11 protein-coding genes are annotated in these 15,300 nt (G+C 62.2%); 3 read left to right on the top strand and 8 right to left on the bottom strand.

Annotated features, from left to right (window positions below):
• Positions 1 to 78 precede the first annotated feature (78 nt).
• The 5 genes from THIDRDRAFT_RS17510 to egtB form a co-directional block, all read right to left on the bottom strand.
• Positions 79 to 1,107, bottom strand: a complete 1,029-nt coding sequence (locus THIDRDRAFT_RS17510) for an ABC transporter permease (protein ID WP_007042232.1) — start codon at positions 1,105 to 1,107, stop codon at positions 79 to 81.
• A gap of 34 nt (positions 1,108 to 1,141) precedes the next feature.
• Positions 1,142 to 2,023, bottom strand: a complete 882-nt coding sequence (locus tag THIDRDRAFT_RS17505; RefSeq protein ID WP_007042231.1) for an ABC transporter ATP-binding protein — start codon at positions 2,021 to 2,023, stop codon at positions 1,142 to 1,144.
• A 9-nt stretch (positions 2,024 to 2,032) separates the two neighbouring features.
• Entirely contained in the window at positions 2,033 to 4,825 is a 2,793-nt protein-coding gene (ppc, locus tag THIDRDRAFT_RS17500) for a phosphoenolpyruvate carboxylase (RefSeq protein WP_007042230.1), read from the bottom strand.
• Positions 4,826 to 5,047: 222 nt separating this feature from the next.
• On the bottom strand, positions 5,048 to 6,079 hold the full coding sequence (gene egtD, locus THIDRDRAFT_RS17495; protein ID WP_007042229.1) for an L-histidine N(alpha)-methyltransferase: 1,032 nt from the start codon (positions 6,077 to 6,079) through the stop codon (positions 5,048 to 5,050).
• Complete coding sequence (gene egtB, locus THIDRDRAFT_RS17490; protein WP_007042228.1) at positions 6,076 to 7,383, bottom strand: ergothioneine biosynthesis protein EgtB; 1,308 nt, start codon at positions 7,381 to 7,383, stop codon at positions 6,076 to 6,078. The genes egtD and egtB overlap by 4 nt, the downstream gene beginning before the upstream one ends.
• 481 nt (positions 7,384 to 7,864) lie before the next feature.
• Between egtB and THIDRDRAFT_RS17485 the strand changes: the two genes are divergently transcribed.
• Complete coding sequence (locus tag THIDRDRAFT_RS17485; protein ID WP_007042227.1) at positions 7,865 to 8,527, top strand: LON peptidase substrate-binding domain-containing protein; 663 nt, start codon at positions 7,865 to 7,867, stop codon at positions 8,525 to 8,527.
• A 23-nt stretch (positions 8,528 to 8,550) separates the two neighbouring features.
• Here the strand turns inward: THIDRDRAFT_RS17485 and THIDRDRAFT_RS17480 are convergent, their stop codons facing one another.
• Positions 8,551 to 11,208 carry a PAS domain-containing hybrid sensor histidine kinase/response regulator gene (locus tag THIDRDRAFT_RS17480; RefSeq protein ID WP_007042226.1) on the bottom strand — a complete coding sequence of 886 codons (2,658 nt, stop codon included), beginning with the start codon at positions 11,206 to 11,208 and terminating at the stop codon, positions 8,551 to 8,553.
• 139 nt (positions 11,209 to 11,347) lie between these two features.
• On the opposite strand from THIDRDRAFT_RS17480, the gene THIDRDRAFT_RS17475 reads away from it, so the two are divergent.
• A complete protein-coding gene (locus tag THIDRDRAFT_RS17475; protein ID WP_007042225.1) occupies positions 11,348 to 11,674 on the top strand; it encodes a HesB/IscA family protein in 327 nt (108 codons plus the stop codon).
• Positions 11,675 to 11,744: 70 nt separating this feature from the next.
• Positions 11,745 to 12,167: a SufE family protein gene (locus THIDRDRAFT_RS17470; RefSeq protein WP_007042224.1), complete on the top strand. Its 423-nt coding sequence runs from the start codon at positions 11,745 to 11,747 to the stop codon at positions 12,165 to 12,167.
• Positions 12,168 to 12,324: 157 nt separating this feature from the next.
• On the opposite strand, the gene THIDRDRAFT_RS17465 is transcribed toward THIDRDRAFT_RS17470, so the two are convergent.
• Positions 12,325 to 14,484 (bottom strand): xanthine dehydrogenase family protein molybdopterin-binding subunit, encoded by a 2,160-nt coding sequence (locus tag THIDRDRAFT_RS17465; protein WP_007042223.1) that lies wholly within the window; start codon positions 14,482 to 14,484, stop codon positions 12,325 to 12,327.
• Positions 14,477 to 14,941 (bottom strand): (2Fe-2S)-binding protein, encoded by a 465-nt coding sequence (locus tag THIDRDRAFT_RS17460; RefSeq protein ID WP_007042222.1) that lies wholly within the window; start codon positions 14,939 to 14,941, stop codon positions 14,477 to 14,479. Before THIDRDRAFT_RS17460 ends, THIDRDRAFT_RS17465 begins: the two co-directional genes overlap by 8 nt.
• Between the last annotated feature and the right edge of the window lie 359 nt (positions 14,942 to 15,300).

The following is a 15,300-nucleotide window of genomic DNA, read 5'->3' as shown; positions in this document are numbered from 1 at the left end:
CTCCTCTGGCTGGGGTTGGATCGTCGCCTGCCATTATCCCGGCAATTTCAGGTCTGTGGTACTAGTCAGCGGGCGTCGCTACTCCCATCGAAAGAACCGGGCCGCGATTCCCAGGAAGAGTGCCGCGAGTCCCAACAGCAGTCCGATCTGGGGTAGTACGTCCAGCACTCCGCCACCATCGATCATGATCCCACGCGCGGCATCCACCAAATAGGTCAGAGGCACCAGTTGCGAGAGGTTTTGAGCCATCGCGCTGGTTCCGTCCACCGAGAACCAGATCCCCGAGAGCAACAGCATGGGCCAGGACACCAGGTTAAGTATGCCGTCCGCGACCTCTTCCGTGCGTAGCCGCGCCGAGACGATGAGTCCCAGGCTGATGAAACAGAGTGCTCCGGCGACATAGATCAGGATGAGCGCGAGATAGGATCCGTGCATGGGTGGGTGCAGGAGCAGTGCAGCTCCGAGATAGACCACCAGGCTTGCCCCCATCACCACCAGAAGTCGCGAGATCACCTGGGCGGTCAGAAACTCCCAGGGTGTCAGCGGTGTGGCCTTGAGTCGTCGCAGCACGCCGTTCTTGCGATAGCGCACCACTACCCAGCCGACGCCCCAGAGACTGGAGAACATGAGGTTCATCGCCAGCACGCCTGGTAAGGCCCAGTCCACATAGCGCAGTGCCTTGCCCTCCAGTGTGCGGCGCTCGGGTACAGCCTGAGTGGGTGTCGCGTAGGCCCCTTGCAGCAGTCGCTCGGCTACATAGCCGTTCGTCGAGTCGCGGTTGACCCAGTAGGTGGGCGCTCCACGCAGATCGAGCAGCAGATCCAACTGGTGACGCTCGACCTTGGGTATGGCGGAGTCGGGCGTCGTAAAGGGAATGAAGCGGACGTGGTCGAGTCCGAGGAAGGGCGAGGAGACGCTGGCGAGATCTCCTCCTGGAGTGACGACACCGACCTTGAGCTGAGCGCTGCCCTGTTCGTCTGGGAAGAGAAAGGCGAAGGCCATCACCATGACGATGGGCATCAGGATGTTCCAGCTCAGGCCAGCGCGGTCGCGATAAAACTCGCGATTGCGGGCGACCAGGATCGCGAGCGTTCGGTGCCACCGCATCCCTTAATGCTCCCTGTTGTGTTTCGATTCGATGTCAGGCACGCAATGCGTGTCCGGTGAGTTTGAGGAAGAGATCCTCCAGATTGGGGATGTCCACTCTCAGTGCGCTGAGATCCGCGCCCAGTCGTTCCAGATCGGCGATCGTGGCGGTCACCTCTTCGGCGAAGAGTTCGATCTCTCCATCCCGGGCCACGGCGCCCGGCGGCAAGGGCGTGTCCTCGGGCCAGGCCGAGTCCGGCAGCCGAACCACCCGCGCCGGGAAGTGCTCGCCGATCAGCTGGCTCGGTTCGCCCTCGGCGATAACGCGGCCTCGATCGACGATCGCTACACGATCGCAGAGTCGTTCCGCTTCCTCCATGTAATGGGTCGTCAGCAGCACCGTGGTGCCGCGCCGCTTGACGCGCTCGATCAGGCCCCAAAAATTGCGGCGCGCCTGTGGATCGAGTCCGGTGGTCGGTTCGTCCAGAAAGACCAGTTCCGGGTCGTTGACGAGCGCGATGGCGAGCAGCAGCCGCTGGCGCTGGCCACCCGAGAGCTTGCGGGTGTCGCGATCGAGGATCTCGGCGAGGTTGCAGATGTGGATCAGCGCGTCGCGATCGGCCGTGCGGCGATAGAGGCTTGCGAACATCTTGAGCGACTCGCCGACGGTCTGGAAGTCCTGTAGGGCGGTGGCCTGGAACTGGATGCCGATCCGTTCGTGATAGTCCCGGTCCAGTGGGCGGCCCTTGTAGAGCACCTGGCCCGAGGTCGGTTTCTGGATGCCTTCGAGCAATTCCAGCGTGGTCGTCTTGCCGGCCCCGTTGGGACCGAGCAGGCCGTAGCACTGCCCGGGCTCGACCCGTAGACCGATGCCGTCGACCGCGCGCACTCCGGGATAGAGACGAACCAGATCCCGGGCCTCGATCAATGGGTTCATGCTTGCGTCTTATCCTGTGTTGCGCATGCCGGCGGCGATGGCGTTGATGGATCGTAGCAGCGGGTCCAGCCATTCCTCGCGCTGTTCCTCGTCCTCCTCGGCCCGGTAACGCTCCAGCAGCGAGACCTGAATGTGGTTCAGCGGATCCAGATAGAGATTGCGGCGAGCCAGCGAGAGATGCAGGTCGGGCGTTTCCTCCATGAGGACGCGCAGTCCGGCCACGTTCAGGACTTGGGTCACGGTGCGTCGGTGCTCTTCCTCGATCATACCGAAGATATGAGCGGCGCGTTCCCGATCCTCTGCGAGTCGGGCGTACTGGCGCGCGATCCGCATCTCGGCCTTGAACAGCGACATCTGGGTGTTGGACAGGAGCGAGCGGAAATAGGGCCACTCCTGATACATCTTCTGCAGCTTGGCCAGACGTTCCAGGTCGTTGCCTCGGTAGCGCTCGATCGCCTGGCCGATGCTGAACCAGGCAGGAATGGTGTGTCGCGACTGACCCCAGCCGAAGACCCAGGGAATGGCGCGAATGGATCCGAGCGAGCGGTCGGCCTTCTTGCGGTGCGAAGGGCGCGAGCCGATGTTGAGCAGGCCGATGCCGTCGAGTGGTGTGCACTCGTAGAAATAATCGAGAAAACCTTCGGTGTCGCGGACCAGGGCGCGATAGGCCTCCTCGCCGTATCGGGCCAGCTCGTCCATGATGCCGAGATAGTCGTTGCGCGCCTCGTCTGGCGGCTCGATGAGGCAGCGGCTGGCCTTGATCAGACCGCTGACGCCCATGGTCAGCTCATAGCGGGCCGTTTCCGGATTGGCATAGCGGTAGGACAGTACCTCGCCCTGTTCGGTGAATTTGATCTGGCCATGCACCGTATCGACCGGCTGGGCCATGATCGCCTCGTGCGTGGGGCCGCCGCCCCGTCCGACGGTGCCGCCGCGACCGTGGAACAGTCGGCAGGCTACGCCCCGGTCGTCGGCGAGTGCGATCACCTTGTTCTGGGCCTCGTAGAGGTTCCAGCTCGCCGAAAGGATGCCGCCGTCCTTGCAGGAGTCGGAATAGCCCAGCATGACCTCTTGCTGATTGCCGGACGCCTTGAGCAGGGACTGATAGGTTGGGTTGTCGAACAGGGTGCTCATGACCTGGTCGATGTGGCTCAGGTCCTCGATGGTCTCGAACAGGGGCGAAACCTGCAGGCTGCAGAACCAGCCCTGACGGTCCTTGCCGACCAGTCCGGCGAGACGGGCCAGTAGCATCACCTCCATGACATGGCTGGCCGCGTGGGTCATGGAGATGACGTATTGGCCGAAGACCTTGTCGCCCACCTCGGCGCGCATCCGCGCCATGACCTCGAAGACCTCCAGGGTCTCGCGCGTCTCGGGGGTTAGCGTCGCCTTGTCGATGACGAACGGATGGGGGTGGGCGACGGCCTCGGCCAGCGCCATGAGACGCTGTTCCTCGCTGAACGCCTGGTAATAGGGCGCGCCGGGCTGGCGGGCGAAGAGTTCGGTCACCGCCTGGGTGTGACGGGTAGATTCCTGGCGGATGTCCAGGTGGACCAGATGGAAGCCGAACGATTCGGCCAGACGGATCAGGTCTTGCAGCGGACCGCTGGCCGCGCTGGCGTCTCCGTGGTGGATCAGCGAGTCGCGGATCAGATAGAGATCGTTCAAGAAATCGCGGTCGCTGGCGTAGCCCGCCGGCAGTCCCTCGTCGTCGTGTCCCTCCATGCGGCTGTGCAGTCGGTCCAGGTTGGCCTGGAGTCGGTGCCGCATCATGGCGAGTTTGCGACGGTAGGGCTCGTAGAGGAACAGGCGTTGGCTCTGTCCCATGGTGTCGATCCAGTAGTCCTCGTCGGAGTCGAGGCTGTCGAGGAAGGCAGGGGAGGGCTGGCAGAGCGAACTCGAATGGCTGAGCATCCGACGCAGGCGTTTCAATCGGTCGAGATACTCCTCCAGGATCAGCTCGGCGTGCATGCGCACGGCCAGTTCCGTGGTTTCGGGTTTGACGAACGGATTGCCGTCACGATCGCCACCGATCCAGGAGCCGAAGCGGATGAAACTCGGGACCTTGATCCCGGTCTTGGGACCGTAGGCGCGTCGAACCGACTTTTCCAGAAAGCGATAGATGTCCGGGACCGCCTCGAACAGTGATTCACGGAAATAGTGGAGTCCCTGGCGAATCTCGTCGGTCACCTGGGGCTTGTGGACACGGACCTCATCGGTCTTCCAGAGGACCTGGATCTGGGTCAGGATCTCCTGCAGCTTTTCCTCCAGCTCCTCTTCGTTGAGTCGGCGGCGATGCAGATCCTGGGCGATGAGAAAGATGCGTCTGAAGTTGTCCGATATGGTGCGTCGCTTGGACTCGGTCGGGTGCGCGGTAAAGACGGGAAGGTAAACGAGATGTTCCAGCAGGCTTTGGAAGTTCTCGGGACTCACTCCGTCTTCCTGGAATTGGCGGACCGTGTCGTCGAAGGAGCCAACCCACAGTCGCTCGCCCGCCGAGATACGATCCATGCGCTTGAGATGGGCGTTGAGTTCCTCGGCCGTGCTGACCAATCCGAAATAGATGTTGAAGGCGCGGATCACCTCGGACAGGGTCTGGGGATCCAGTGCTTCGATGCGTTTCATCAGCCGATCGCGTAACTCGGAGTCTTCCTGCTCGCGTAACTGCATGAAACCGTCGCGCAACCGCTCCACGATCACCAACACGCGCTTGCGGCTGTGTTCGCGTAGCACCTCGCCCAGGAGGGCGGTAAACAACTGAACATCGCGTTCTAGCGTCTGTTCCGGGGAAATTTCGTTCATCGGGGCGATACTCGATGCCGGCGGCCTCGGAATGGGGCCGGTGAGCTTGGGATACTACCTTGCCCCACGCCGACGGACAAAAATGGGCTGTTGCCAGCCGCCAGCCGCCAGCTTTCAGCCTCCAGCCGTCAGCCATACAATCTTGCTGGTAGCTGGTAGCTGGTAGCTGGTAGCTGGTAGCTGGTAGCTGGTAGCTGGTAGCTGGTAGCTGGTAGCTGGTAGCTACGTCAGTCGCAGCGCATGCACGCTGAAGAGCTGATGGGGATCGGTCCAGACACGCTCGGGTTGGAATCCGGCATCTCTGGCCAGTGCGTGGAAGTCGTCGAGTCCGTATTTATAGGAGCTCTCGGTGTGGATGGTCTCGTCCTGCCTGAAGTGGAAGGTGCTTCCCGCGACATGGACCTCTTGATCTCGGCGGCTGACCAAATGCATTTCGATGCGGCTGTGCTCTGCATCGAAGAAGGCCCTGTGCGAGAAGGCATCCAGGTCGAAGTCGGCGTCGAGCTCGCGATTGATGTGGGCGAGCAGGTTGAGGTTGAAGTCGGCCGTGACGCCCTGGGCGTCGTTGTAGGCGGCATTCAGCGTCTCGGGATCCTTGCGCAGATCCACGCCGATCAGCAGGCGACCGCCCGATCCCAGTACCTTGCCGACCCGTAGCAGGAAGCGGAGTGCCTCGTCCGGGTCGAAGTTGCCGATGCTAGATCCGGGGAAGAAGGCGGTGAGATGCGACCAGTCGGGGTCGAGCGGCAGCTCGAAGGGGACCGAGTAGTCGGCGCAGGCGGCCCGAATCCGCAGCCAGGGGAAACGCCCGGCGAGCGTTCGCGCCGAGTCGAGCAGATGGTCGCGCGAGATGTCGACCGGAACATAGACTTCGGGCTGTAGCGCGGCGAGCAGTGTCTGGATCTTGAGGCTGCTGCCGCTGCCGAGTTCGATCAGCACCCGATGGCGACCGAGGAGGTCGGCAATCTCGGTGCCGTGCGCGCGCAGGATCTCGATTTCGGTACGGGTCGGGTAATACTCGGGCAGTTCGGTGATGGCGTCGAACAGTTGCGAGCCGCGCCGATCGTAGAACAGCTTGGGCGGAAGGCGTTTTTGGGTCTGGGAGAGTCCGGTGAGCACCTCGGCGCGCACGTCGGAGGGTGTCGGGTGGTAGTCGTGGAAGCGGATTCGCTCGGACGGGCTGGCGCCGCTGTCTCGATGCTCCGATTCTCGGGTGTCCTTGGGGGTGCGACGCGTTGCTGCAGCGGTGGTCATTGGATGGTCTCCGCGAGTCGGAATCCTTTGAATTGCCAGCGTTCGTGAGGATAGAAAAAGTTGCGGTAGCTGAGCCGAGCATGATCGCGCGAGGTCGCGCAGGATCCGCCCCGCAGTACCATCTGGTTGCACATGAACTTGCCGTTGTATTCGCCGAGCGCGCCCGCTGGAGCGCGATATCCCGGGTAGGGCAGATAGGCCGATCCCGTCCATTCCCAAACGTCGCCGAAGAGCTGTTTCAGACCGTCGGCCTGTTCCGCTGGACGCGGATGCAGCCAGGCGGCGTCGACGAAGTTGCCGGCAATGGGGCGATCCGAGGCCGCACGCTCCCATTCCGCCTCTGTGGGCAGCCGTTTGCCGGCCCAGGTGGCGAAGGCGTCGGCCTCGTAGTAGCTCAGGTGACAGACCGGCTCGGCCGGATTCAGCGGGCGCAAGCCTCCCAGTGTCATGATCCGCCAGTCGCTGGGAGCGGCGTCGGGTTGGCCCTCCCAGTAGAGCGGACACGTCCAGCCCTCGCGCCGGATGGTCGCCCAGCCGTCCGAGAGCCAGAAGGCCGAATTGCGGTAGCCGCCGTCGGCGATGAAGTCGAGATACTCGCCGTTGGTGATGGGGCGGTCGGCGATCGCGAAGGGTTCGAGGAAGACGCGGTGGCGTGGGCGCTCGTTGTCGTAGGCAAAGCCTTCCGGGCCGGCCCCCAGCTCCATGAGTTCGGCGTCGAAACGGGTCCAGGTGAGCGGGGAGGGATTCGCGATCGGCGCCAGGGGCAGGTCCGCCCGGTAGGCCGGTCGCAGTGGGTTGTGTGCAAAGTGCCGCTTGATGTCCGTGACCAGCAGCTCTTGGTGTTGCTGTTCGTGATTCAGTCCGATGCCCAATCGCATCTGCACCTTGGGCCAGGCGTCCGAGGGACAGGTTGCGATCAAGCGCTCCATGGCGTCGTCGACATGGTGGCGGTAGTCATAGACCTCGGAAACGCTCGGGCGTGACAGCAGTCCACGTTCGGAACGCGGCCAGAAACCGGTGCAGGTCTGTTCGTAATAGCTGTTGAATAGATATTCGAAGCGCGGATGAAAGACCGGGTAGTCGGGAAGAAAGGGGCGCAGCAGAAAGGTCTCGTAGAACCAGGTGACGTGGGCCAGATGCCATTTGGGCGGGCTGGCCTCCGGAACCGTCTGAAGTCCATAGTCTTCTATGATCAGTGGCTCGCAGAGTTGCTCGCTGAAACGACGGATGCGTTGGAAATCGCGCCCCATCGCGAGTCGGTCCGTCTCTGCATGGTCCTTGTGTCCCGGTCTGTCCTGCTGCATGTCATCCTCGTCGAGTTCAGTGCCAGGTAGCACAGAATGCGGCCTAGCCGGATGATTTCCAGCCTGTGATGCCGCGCGTTGTCTCTGTCCCTCTTCGAATCGGACGTCGGCCGATGCGAGTGCTTGCCGATCTCGGAGTGTCGCAGGCGTTTCGGAAATACGGCAACTTGATGTAGATGCGAATACATTCGCACCTAAGAGCATCTGGAATCTGTTGCTGGATGATTCCTTCGCTTGGGTGCGATCCGCGAACGGTTCGATGATGCCATTGGCCTATTGCAGACGTTCGTGGGTGCCGGATAGCCTCTCCTTCAGTGGCTATGGAAGGATCGAGCGGTCTCGCTGTCGAAGCGTTATCGGCCCGACGCAGGTCGGGCTGTGGAACGGGTACGGGTGCCCCAAATTAGGCGAGGCAAGGCCCTTTTTAGACTCGAACCATTGGCGATGCACCCTGAAGGGGGTTCGCAGCCTGGAGTAGATGATGACGCGCAATCCATTCTTTCCGACATTCTCCGATCTGCCCGGCGAGCTCGCCATCTTTCCGCTTCCCGGCGCTGTGGTCATGCCAGGGGTCCAGTTGCCGCTCAACATCTTCGAGCCAAGATATCTGAGCATGGTGTGGGACGCTCTGGCGTCCGACCATCTCATCGGCATGGTCCAGCCGACGAGTGAAGCAGCCCTGGAGGATGCTCCGGAGATCCATCGCGTCGGTTGTGCCGGTCGGATTACCTCCTACAGCGAGACCTCGGACGGGCGTATCGTCCTGGTCCTGAGCGGGGTGTGTCGTTTTCAGGTGCGCGAGGAGATCGAGGGATGCAAGGGGTACCGCCGCGTCTCGGTCGATTGGGAGCGGTTCGCCGTAGACTATCACTCCGAGGGTGAGGTCATGGCAGACCGCTCCGGTTTTCTGACCTCGCTCAGGTCCTATTGTAAGCTGAACTCAGTGGAGATCCCCTGGGACGATCTCGACAAGATGAGCGACACGGATCTCACCAATCTGCTCTGTGCCCATCTACCCTTGAGCCCGGAGGACAAGCAGGCGCTCGTCGAGACGCTATCGATGGGCGAGCGCGCAGCCTTGATGCGCGGTCTCCTGGACATGGCCTCCGTTTCCAGTATGCGTGTCGCCGAGCATCGTCACTGAGTGGGTTTTGCTCCGGAGTGCGATCAGTTCAGCTGTTCCAGCAGCTCGACCAGCACCTTCTGTTCGAGGGGCTTGACCAGATGCCGATCGAATCCTGCCGCCAAGGAGCGTTCCTTTGCCTCCTCGTGACCCAGTCCAGTGAGGGCGATCAGCATGAGTCGTTCCGGATCCGGAAATTCCGCACGTAGCCGGCGAGCCAGTTCCAGACCATCGATGTCTGGAATGCCGATATCCAGGAAGGCGACCCGAGGACGAAAGCGCCGGACCGCAGCGATGCCGTCGGCACCCGAATTGGCCGTTTCCACCTGATAGCCCAGGATCTCCAGCAGCAGGGCCAAGGCGCCGGCGACGTCTGGGTTGTCGTCGACGACCAGGATGCGCTTGGAATTGGATGCTGGGTTGGGCTCGGCGCAATCGATGGGGGCCGGCTCCTGCGCGCTCGCCTCGGAAGGCTGTAGCCGAGGCAGATGCAGTCGCATCTCCGTGCCCTGTCCGACGCCCGTGCTGATGGCGTCAAGCCGTCCCCCGTGCATCTCGGTCAGACGCCGGGCGATGGCCAGCCCAAGCCCGAGTCCACCGCTCGGGGTATCGATGGGGCGCATCCCAGGGGAGAAAAGCTTAAAGAGCGAATCGATCTGTTCCTGGCTCATCCCTTGACCATTGTCGCTGACCCGAATCCTCACCTCGTCGGCTGTCGACTCGGTTTCGACGCTGACCCGGCCGCCCTCCGGGGTATATTTGGCCGCATTGACCAGCAGGTTGAGCAGGACCTGGGAGAGGCGGACCGAGTCCCCCTCGACCTGGACCTGCGGATCGGGAAGCGTCCAGGTGAAATGGTGGTGACGTTCGTCCATCAAGAAGCGCACACCGTCGACGACCTGCTGGACCATGTCGCTGATCTGAACCGGGCGATGCTCCAGCTCCAGTCGCCCGCTGACGATGCGCGAGACGTCGAGCAGGTCGTCCAGGAGGCGTCCCATGTGGGCCGTCTGGCGGTCGAGCAGTTCGACCGCCCAGTGGATGCGCGTATCCTCGCCGATTCCGACCCGACGGATGATTTCGACCGCATTGCGGATGGGGGCCATTGGATTGCGCAGCTCGTGACCCAGCATGGCGAGGAACTCGTCCTTGCGTCGATCGGCCTTCCGCATGGCCTCCTCGGCGGCCTTTTCCTTGCGGATGTCGCGGGTGACGGTCGCGAACCTCATGGGGCGGCCGGTTTCGGGATCGTCGATTCGCAGTGCGTCCCAGTAAACGTCGATCGGCTCTTCGGTGACGAAGTGACGGAAACGGATCTCCCCGGCCCAGCGGCCCTCGTTCATGACGGTCGGAAGCACGGTTTCCTTGGCGAACGGCAGATCCTCGGCGAAGATGAAATCCAGGATTTGCGTCGTCCGAACGGACGCGTCGCCGTCCAGTCCGACCAACTTCTGGCCCGCGTGATTGATATAGATGCCGCGCTCGTTCAGGTCGGCAACCCCGATGAAATCGGATGAGCACTCGACGACGGTGGCCAGTTCGCGTGCGCGCGCCTCGGCTTGGCGTCTGCCCGTAATATCGATGGCGGCTGCGATCGTTTTCAGCGGATATCCCGCTGCGTCACGGATGAAGGCGGCGTTGACCAAGGCCCAGACGACCTGTCCGTCCTTGCGGATATAGCGTTTTTCGGTGAAATAGTCGTCCTTTTCCTGGCGCATGGCGCGCTGGAAACTCACCAGATCCTGTTCGCGGTCTTCCGGGTGAGTCAGGTCGTAGAAGGTCATGCCGAGCAATTCGTCGACCGAATAGCCGAGCAGTCGGCAGAGCTGCTGATTCACATGCAGGATGGCGCGGGTTTCCGGGTCCACGAGCGCCATTCCGACGGTCGCCAGCTCGAACATGAGACGGAACTGATTCTCGCTTTCCCGCAATGCGTGTTCCATTTGCATCCGATCCGTGACATCACGATTGCTGGCGCGCTTTCCGGCGAATGCGCCATTCGATTCGAAGACCGCCTGACAGATCTGCTCGATCCAACGGATCTCGCCGTCCGGTCGCAGGATGCGAAAGGTCAGGGTATCCGGTTCCCTGTCTCGACAGCGCTGTAACAGATGTCGTGCGACCATCGCCCGATCTTCGGGATGGATGATTCTATCCAGGAGTTCGGGGTCGAGGAAGAAGGCCGTCGGCTCGCGCCCCGTGACGCGCTCGCTGGAAGGCGACATCCAGCGCAGGCATCCGTCGGGCGAAATCCAGTATTCCCAGTCGTACGTGTAGTCCGCCGCCAAGCGATAGCAGTCGGCGCTGTTTGCGCTCGCCTCCTCGGCCCGCAGCAGATCGGTCACGTCGAGGACGCAGACCATAAGGTGGCTCGGGGTGCCGTCGGCGGTTTTCACCGGGGTCAATGTGAGGTCGAACCGTCGGGCTCCGGTCGGCTCGCGCAGCGTCAGTCCACGGCGTTCTGCCGTCCCCCTTTCCCAGACGTGTCGTGCGGCACCAATGAACGCTGTGTCGCTGGTGAGGCGTTCGGTCCATGCCCCAGCTGGGTTCGTCTCGGGGGACGTTTCGTGCAGGGTGTCAGAGGTATAGAGCCAGGTCGGCTTCAGCTCGGCATCCAGGATGCACAGGCCGATGGGGATGCCCGTATCGATTTCTGGCGATCGGCGCTGGTCTAGGTGGAAGGTGGTCGGGTCGAGAGGCAAGAGGGGGGATCTTCTAAGCTATGGTCCCAACGTTCCGTGAAGATACTCGTGGTACATGGAGGCTTCAACCTTGAAAATGGTCGCTCGGATGTCTAATTCAGCCTCCAATGACATCAGGCAAAAATAGGGGATCACGAACATGGCTGTCACACTGACCGAAGCGGCCGCTCAACACGTTTCCAACATGCTCGCCAAGCGTGGCACAGGGGTCGGCCTGCGCGTCGGAACCAAGAAGAGCGGATGCAGCGGCTACGCCTACGAGGTCGATTACGCAGACGATTTGGCTTCCAGCGATCGGATTTTCGAGAGCCATGGGGTTAAAGTAGTCGTCGACGAGGACAGTCTTGGGCGGATCGACGGAATGGAGATCGATTTCGTCAGATCGAATCTGCTCAATCAGGGCTTCGAGTTTCGCAATCCGAACGCCAAGAATCCATGCGGCTGCGGCGAATCCTTCGGCGTCTGAGCCTGTTTCGGATCGCATACGGGCCGCTCGGATGGCGAGCCTATAAACAGACATGCGCGACAGGGGACAGATGCGGGACACAGAAATCAGCGACATCATCGACGACTTCGAACTGCTCGGTGATTGGGATCAGCGTTATCAGTATTTGGTCGAGCTCGGTGAGCGGTTGGCGCCCATGGATCCGGAAGACAAGACCGACGCCAATCGGGTCATCGAGTGCATGAGTTTGGTTCACGTCTGTGCCCGCCAGGATTCGGCTAGGGCGGATCGTGTTCAGTATCAGGGCGATTGCGATACCGCCATCATCAAGGGGGTCGTCGCGTTGCTGGTCGGGCTCTTCTCCGGCAAGACGCCCGCCGAGATCGAGACACTCGATGTGGATGCTTTGTTCGAGGGGCTGCATCTGCAGGAGCATCTCAGCCCCAACCGTCATGTTGGTGTCTATGCCATCGTCAACAAGATGAAACGCCAGGCGCTCGCCTTGGCGGCCTGATAGGCCGCGATAGAACGTGATCGATTCCGAGGCGGAGGATCTTGTTCGGATGATTGAGCGGGCGGGCGTTGCAGGTTGTTGCTCCGTCTCCGTGCTTCCATGACCCATTGATGCTTGCGCGCCTGGCCGTGACTGGTCGGGCGCGCAGGCATGGGGTTTATCCCAGTCGGATCGGCAGTGACCGAACCGGTTCTCCGGTCAGAGAGAACAGTGCATTGGCGACGGCTGGAGCCATGAGGGGCGAGGCGAGTCCGCTGACGCCGCCAGGCTCCGCATCGCTCTTCACGAGATGAATGGTGACGTCCGGCATCTCGTTTGCTTTGAGTAGCGGATAGTCCCGAAGTGTCGATTGGTCGACCCGTCCCTTGGTCAGCGTGATCTCGCCTTTGAGTGCCGAAGTCAAACCGAATGCGATTCCGCTTTCGATCTGGGCGCGAACGATTTCCGGATTGACGGCCTGTCCGCAATCGACGGCACAGATGACCCGTCGGACCCTTACCTTGGTTTCTTCGATGGACACCTCCGCAATCGCAGCGATCAGGCTGCCGAATGCCTCCATGAGCGCGATGCCGCGTCCTCGACCGGGTGCGGGCGGGTTGTCCCAATCCGCTTCCTCGGCCGCTCTGTTCAAGAGATTCAGCAGACGCGGCCGGTCGGTCAGATGGTCGCGTCGTAGCTGGAGAGGATCCTTGCCCGCGATATGGGCCAGTTCGTCGAGGAAGCATTCGGTGGCGAAGATGTTGTGTCCCTGTCCGCCGCCAGGCCAGAGCCCGATCGGTACCGGTGTATCGGCGCGGCGGTACTCGACACGGCGGTGGGCAACGCTGTAGGGCAGATCGGTCGCCCCGGCCATCATAAAGGGGTCGACGCCATTCGTGATCTGGTCCGGTGCGATACGCGCCAGAACGGAGGGGCCAGCGACGCGATGGAACCAGGCGGTCAATCGTCCCTCGGCATCGATGCCGCCGCGCAGTCGGTGGAGGCTCATCGGTCGGAAAAAATCGTGGCGCAGATCGTCCTCGCGCGTCCAGATCACCTGCACTGGGCGCTTGAGTTCCTTTGAGAGTTCGACCGCGTCCACGATGAAATCCTGCTCGCGACGGCGTTCGAAACCGTTGCCGAGGAAGGTCGTGTGGACGGCGATTCGATCCGCCGGGAGTCCGGTGATGCGTTGAGCCGTCGCCCGCGCCCTGGCTTGGGACTGGGTGGGGACATAGAGATCGCAGTGGTCGCGGCGGACATCCGCCGTGCAGTTCATGGGTTCCATACAGGCGTGGGCCTGGAAGGGAACCTCGTAGATCGATTCGATCTGATGGGGTGAGGCGTTCAGTGCCGCGCTGACATCGCCTTTCTTATAGGCGACGGCGGCGCGTCCCTTGAGCGCGATCCGCAGACGGTTGCGGATGCGCTGGGTGTCTGCTGCGAGGTTCGTGGACGGACGGGTCGTGATTTCCAATGTCTCGCGACCACGCAACGCGGCCCAGCTGGACTCAGCGATTACGGCGATTCCGTAACGGACTGCGAAGACGTTCAGGACTCCGGGGATCGCGCGCGTGGCGTTTTCGCGCCAGTTGGTGATGTGTCCGCCGATCAGATCGCAGCGTGCGATCGAGGCATAGAGCATCTCGGGAAGCCGGACGTCGAGTCCGAAACGCGCGGCGCCAAGTACCTTGTCCGGTGCATCGATCCGTCGTTGCGTGGTGCCGATCAGGCTCCAGGTACCGCTTGGCTTGAGCGCGGGCAGGGCGGGCAGCGGTAGCTTGGCGGCTGTGGCAGCTAGCTCGGCATAGGAGAGGCTGCGCTGATCGTCGAGTAGGTGGATCACTCCGCGCCGCGCCTCACAGCGGCTTTCTGGCACCGACCAGATCGCCGCCGCTGCCGTGATCAGGAGTTGGCGGGCCACGGCCCCGGCCTCGCGCAGAACCAGCCAGGCATCGCGGATCGAGGTGCTCTCTCCCGTCGCCTGCTCGCCCAATAGGTGGTTGATGTAGGCCGCATCGACCGGAGCCTGTTCCACCCGGATCTGATCGAGTCCGACCTCCAGTTCTTCCGCCAGCAGCATCGCCAGGCTGGTCGTGACCCCCTGTCCCATCTCCGAACGGGCGACGACCAGCTGGATACCGCCATCGCGATGGATACGGATCCAGGCATTGGGTGCAAGGGTCTCCGGGCCGTCATCCTGTTGCGGTTGATCTGGGGCGCTGGTTTCGGCCTGTGCCGGAAACAGGATGCCGAGCGCCAGGCCGCCGCCCGAAGCCGCCGCGACACGCAGCAGGGCACGCCGGCTCAGGCGCAGCTGGGCGTCTGAGTCAGCCATTTTGGGCCTCGGGATTGGACGCGCGGAGGATTGCGCGGCGGATGCGGTTGTAGGATCCGCAGCGACAGATGACCTCTGACATGGCGGTTTCGATCTGTGCGTCGGTGGGGCGCGGATGCGTCGCCAGGAGGGCGGCGGCCGTCATCAGCTGGCCGCTCTGGCAGTAACCGCACTGCGGCACCTCTTCGATGATCCAGGCCAGCTGAAGCGGATGGCGGCCGTCTGGAGACAGTCCCTCGATCGTCTTGACGGAGCGACCGGACGCCTCCGAGAGTGGGGTGATGCAGGCATTGACCGGCTTGTCGTCGAGATGGACGATACAGGCCCCACATTCACCCTCGCCGCAACCGTATTTGGTTCCGGTGAGTCCAAGATGGTCTCGGAGAACCCACAGCAACGGGGTATCCGGATCCAAGTCGAATTCCAGCGTCTCGCCATTCAGCGTTACGGAGATCATTGTGTCCCCAATCAAGATCAATCGAACAAAAGGCCGCTAGCATTGCAGATTTCGCTCGGCTGCGAAAGCGAGCCGGCAACCGGCGGCGCGCCGAGAGTCTACTGGCTCACGTTGGACTGGCAATCCCTGTTGCGGTTTGCGGTCGCGCATTAATCCGGGGATCTTTTCCCGAGTCCGCAACTCTAGAGTTCAGTGCCTTGTTGATGGGAGACTCCATCGAATTCTCCACCTGGTCTCGGCCTCATTCTCAACGGATATCTCTGTGCGCCATTTGGATAGTCTTTTGCTCATACACGGCCTCCCGCTCGCTATTCTGTTGTGTGGCACGCTCTGCATGGTCCCAGTCGGCCGCGCGGCGC

Origin of the sequence: Thiorhodococcus drewsii AZ1, from assembly GCF_000224065.1 — a bacterium.
Taxonomy (GTDB): domain Bacteria; phylum Pseudomonadota; class Gammaproteobacteria; order Chromatiales; family Chromatiaceae; genus Imhoffiella; species Imhoffiella drewsii.
Note: the sequence above shows the minus strand (reverse complement) of the source record. Positions and strands in the feature narration are given on the sequence as shown.

What these genes read in the sequence shown, in the direction of transcription:
- THIDRDRAFT_RS17510 (WP_007042232.1), bottom strand. Translation starts at nt 1,107, where the DNA reads ATGCGGTGGCACCGAACGCTCGCGATCCTGGTCGCCCGCAATCGCGAG.
- THIDRDRAFT_RS17505 (WP_007042231.1), bottom strand. Translation starts at nt 2,023, where the DNA reads ATGAACCCATTGATCGAGGCCCGGGATCTGGTTCGTCTCTATCCCGGA.
- ppc (WP_007042230.1), bottom strand. Translation starts at nt 4,825, where the DNA reads ATGAACGAAATTTCCCCGGAACAGACGCTAGAACGCGATGTTCAGTTG.
- egtD (WP_007042229.1), bottom strand. Translation starts at nt 6,079, where the DNA reads ATGACCACCGCTGCAGCAACGCGTCGCACCCCCAAGGACACCCGAGAA.
- egtB (WP_007042228.1), bottom strand. Translation starts at nt 7,383, where the DNA reads ATGCAGCAGGACAGACCGGGACACAAGGACCATGCAGAGACGGACCGA.
- THIDRDRAFT_RS17485 (WP_007042227.1), top strand. Translation starts at nt 7,865, where the DNA reads ATGACGCGCAATCCATTCTTTCCGACATTCTCCGATCTGCCCGGCGAG.
- THIDRDRAFT_RS17475 (WP_007042225.1), top strand. Translation starts at nt 11,348, where the DNA reads ATGGCTGTCACACTGACCGAAGCGGCCGCTCAACACGTTTCCAACATG.
- THIDRDRAFT_RS17470 (WP_007042224.1), top strand. Translation starts at nt 11,745, where the DNA reads ATGCGGGACACAGAAATCAGCGACATCATCGACGACTTCGAACTGCTC.
- THIDRDRAFT_RS17465 (WP_007042223.1), bottom strand. Translation starts at nt 14,484, where the DNA reads ATGGCTGACTCAGACGCCCAGCTGCGCCTGAGCCGGCGTGCCCTGCTG.
- THIDRDRAFT_RS17460 (WP_007042222.1), bottom strand. Translation starts at nt 14,941, where the DNA reads ATGATCTCCGTAACGCTGAATGGCGAGACGCTGGAATTCGACTTGGAT.